This is a genomic window from Sulfuricurvum sp. (assembly GCF_019163035.1).
Classification (GTDB): Bacteria; Campylobacterota; Campylobacteria; order Campylobacterales; family Sulfurimonadaceae; genus Sulfuricurvum.
This window is the reverse complement of record NZ_JAFLKV010000149.1, coordinates 1-3,442: the sequence shown is the minus strand read 5'-3', so window position 1 is coordinate 3,442 and position 3,442 is coordinate 1. Positions and strand designations below refer to the sequence as shown.

Here is a 3,442-nt window from a genome sequence, read left to right as displayed (position 1 = left end):
ACGGCATCTTTTTGGTGGGCGACGACGACGATGACATCATCGGTGATCTCTCGTGCGGCCTTGATACTGTAATAAAGCATCTCACGTCCGCAAATCTCATGGAGTACTTTAGCTTTCGGCGATTTCATCCGAGATCCCTTACCGGCGGCTAAAATGACGATCGAGAGAGTGTTGGACATGGAGGCTCCTAGTAGTTATTCGCGATATTTTATCAGATTTTAACGAGAACCACCCTTAGTCTATGGTATTATCACCTCTTTATTTCGGGAGCGTTGATTTGGGTCGTTTTTTCTTCTTACTTCTTTTAATCCCCTTTGCTCTTTGGGGCGCAGATGCACAGATACCTGCGATGAATTTTAATCTCACCGCACCCGAATCTCCGGCTGAGGTAGTCAGTTCTCTTAATGTTTTATTAGTTCTTACCGTCCTCTTTTTGGCTCCGAGTTTAGTTCTCGTGATGACCACTTTTACCCGTTTTGTTATCGTTTTTGGATTTTTGCGTCAGGCGCTCGGTACACAACAAGTTCCACCGACCCAGATTCTCGTTATGCTCGCGTTGATTTTGACCGTATTTGTAATGGAACCTGTCGCGACGAAAGCGTATGATGAGGGGATAAAGCCTTACAGCGAAGAGAAAATCACTTACGATGAGGCATTTGAGAAAACAACCGGTCCGTTTAAAAATTTTATGGTGCGAAACACCCGTGAGAAAGATTTAGCCCTCTTTTTACGTATCCGTCACATGGAAAATCCACAATCGATCAAAGAAGTTCCCCTCACCATCGTGATCCCTGCATTTATGATTAGTGAACTCAAAACGGCATTTGAGATCGGGTTCCTGCTCTTCTTGCCGTTTTTGGTCATCGATATGGTCGTTGCCTCGATTTTGATGTCGATGGGTATGATGATGCTCCCTCCGGTTATGATCTCGATGCCGTTTAAAATCCTCGTTTTTGTCATGGTGGATGGGTGGAATCTCCTCATCGGTAATCTGATTGCCAGTGTCAAATAAGGTTCAAAATGCAGTGTGAATATTTTGGTGTGTGTGGCAGTTGTCGTGATTATGAAGAGAGATATGAGGGGCAGTTAAACCACAAATTATCCGCCGTGAAAGAGATGTTTTCCGCTCTCTACACGGGTGCGATTACAGTGTGTCCTTCACCGAGCGAACGGTATCGTTCCCGCGCCGAGTTTAAAATCTACCACGATGAGAGCGGAATCTCCTATGCGATGAGCAGACTGGATCGGCAGGGGGCGTTGAAGATTGAACGCTGTTCGATTGTTTCTCCCGCTATTGCATCGGTGATGGATAAACTTCTAATCGAGATCAGTGATCTGGAAATCGCCCATAAGCTGTTCGGAGTTGACTTTTTAGCCTCAGGAGAGGGGGAAATCACCCTCAGTATGCTCTATCATAAGCCGCTCGATGAGCAGTGGCAGAGCAAGGCACGTGAACTCGAAAAACGGCTCGGAGTCTACGTCATCGGACGAAGTCGTAAACAAAAACTAATCTTGAGCCAAGACTATGTTACCGAAACACTTCAAATACAGGGACGTGAGTACCGCTATATCCATATCGAAAACAGCTTTACTCAGCCCAATCCGAGAGTCAATGAGCAGATGATCGAATGGTCGCTCTCTCAACTGGGCAACATCGGCGGTGATCTTCTCGAACTCTATTGCGGTGCGGGGAACTTTACAATCCCTTTTGCAACTGCGTTTGATCGGGTTCTTGCGACAGAGATATCCAAATCTTCCATCCATGCGGCGAAACAAAATATGGCACTGAACGGTGTTGAGAATATCGAGTTTGTCCGTTTATCGGCAGAGGAGTTCACCCAAGCTCTTGATAGTGTTCGTGAATTCCGTCGCCTTGAGGGGTTACGCGTATCTGATTATCACCTCAAAACGCTCTTTGTCGATCCTCCACGTGCCGGACTCGGGGAAGAACCGTGCGCATTCGCCGCGCGATTTGATCATCTGCTTTATATCTCCTGCAACCCTGAAACGCTATTGCGGGATTTGCAGATACTCAGTGAGACACACACGATTGATGCGATGGCTGCGTTTGATCAGTTCCCCTATACTCACCACTTAGAGATGGGTGTGAAGCTAACTAAAAAAGGATGTGCGTGAAGAAAGCTGTTTTTATGAGTGCACTGTGTGCGATCTATCTTTACGGTGCAAACCCTAATCCTGCGAGTATTGTCAGTGAAGTGGCAAATCTTCGACAAAAATACGAAGAGTGCCGTCAAGAGCAAAATATGGATGCTAATGCAAAAATAAAAGGGTATCAAACACGGATCACTTCTCTCGAAAATCAGATCAAACAAAGTAACAGCGAGCTTCAACTCCTCAAAAAACAAAATACTGAGACCCAGCGAGAACTTTCTCAAAAAAGGGGGGTGATTCAGAGTTTGGAGAAATCGCTCACTCTCAGAGATCAGCAATTACGTGATGCTACCGCATTGAACGAACGTCTTGCTAAAGAGGCCAATACGATCAAAGTGGGCAAAATCGAGCGAGAAAGCCTAAAAAGCGCTTTAGTAAAAGCTAAAATAGATGCGGAACACCTTGAGAAATCGATGGGGAAAAACGATAAAGAGGTTCTGGCATTGCGTGCGTCTTTAACTACGGCAAAAGCGGAGATTGAAAAGCTTCGTATCAAACCTCTCCAAAGTACTGCTTCCGTTCCCTCTAGCAGTGTAAACGGAGTCGATCAGAGTGGCAAAATAAAAGCGCTTCAAAGTGAATTGGCAAAAGCAAATGCCGCGATTGTTCAGTTGCAAAGTACTCCTAAAACATCGGTAGTGCAAGAAAAAATCGTGACCAAAGTAGTGGAACCGACAGAGAAAATTACGGCACTTCAGCGCGAACTCTCCGCCGCACAAACCACCATAGCCAATCTGAAAAAAGGGACTAAAACGATCACTCAAGAGAAGATCGTCGAAAAAGTGGTTTATAAAGGCCGTCCGGTCGTTCAAGAAAAAATTGTTGAGAAAGTGGTCTACAAAGATCGCCCGATTGTCCAAGAAAAGGTTGTTGCCAAAAATATCAATCCAACCGAACAGTTAAATAAAGCATTAAATCAAAAATTAGCACAGCCTCAAAAGCTGACTCCGCCAAAAGAGACAAAACTGAGCGCTGCCGCTGTTCCTCCAAAAGTTCAGAAGGTTTTACAAGCACCAAAACCTCCTGTGGTTACTGTATCCGAAGCACCGAAAAAGTCAGCACCATCCGCCTATCGTATGGCAACCAACGCACCGGTATACAATGCACCGAGCGGACGTGTCGTAGATACATGGGAAGCACGTCGTTCATTTACGTCGGGAACTGCGAACAATGGATGGATTAAAATCACCGGATATTTTGTCAATCGTGTTTGGCAGAGGGCAGATGAAGAGTTGTGGGTAAAAGAGAGCGACGTTATCCGACGTTAGTG

At 45.5% G+C, this 3,442-nt stretch carries 4 protein-coding genes; 3 read left to right on the top strand and 1 reads right to left on the bottom strand.

From position 1 onward, the window contains the following. Positions 1-179, bottom strand: a 179-nt coding sequence (locus JZU62_RS10605; RefSeq protein WP_295014612.1) for an NTP transferase domain-containing protein, incomplete at its 3' end; no start/stop codon positions are given. Between the two features lie 62 nt (positions 180-241). Between JZU62_RS10605 and fliP the strand changes: the two genes are divergently transcribed. The 3 genes from fliP to JZU62_RS10590 are packed head-to-tail and all read left to right on the top strand — an operon-like array spanning position 242 to position 3,440. Then, positions 242-1,012 (top strand): flagellar type III secretion system pore protein FliP, encoded by a 771-nt coding sequence (fliP, locus tag JZU62_RS10600; protein WP_295014609.1) that lies wholly within the window; start codon positions 242-244, stop codon positions 1,010-1,012. A gap of 8 nt (positions 1,013-1,020) precedes the next feature. Beyond that, positions 1,021-2,136, top strand: coding sequence for a tRNA (uridine(54)-C5)-methyltransferase TrmA (trmA, locus tag JZU62_RS10595; protein ID WP_295014607.1), 1,116 nt, complete (start codon positions 1,021-1,023; stop codon positions 2,134-2,136). Beyond that, positions 2,133-3,440 (top strand): hypothetical protein, encoded by a 1,308-nt coding sequence (locus tag JZU62_RS10590; protein WP_295014605.1) that lies wholly within the window; start codon positions 2,133-2,135, stop codon positions 3,438-3,440. Before trmA ends, JZU62_RS10590 begins: the two co-directional genes overlap by 4 nt. Positions 3,441-3,442: the final 2 nt, after the last annotated feature.

Coding starts and splice junctions, on each gene's coding strand:
- fliP (WP_295014609.1), top strand. CDS start 242: ATGGTATTATCACCTCTTTATTTCGGGAGCGTTGATTTGGGTCGTTTT.
- trmA (WP_295014607.1), top strand. CDS start 1,021: ATGCAGTGTGAATATTTTGGTGTGTGTGGCAGTTGTCGTGATTATGAA.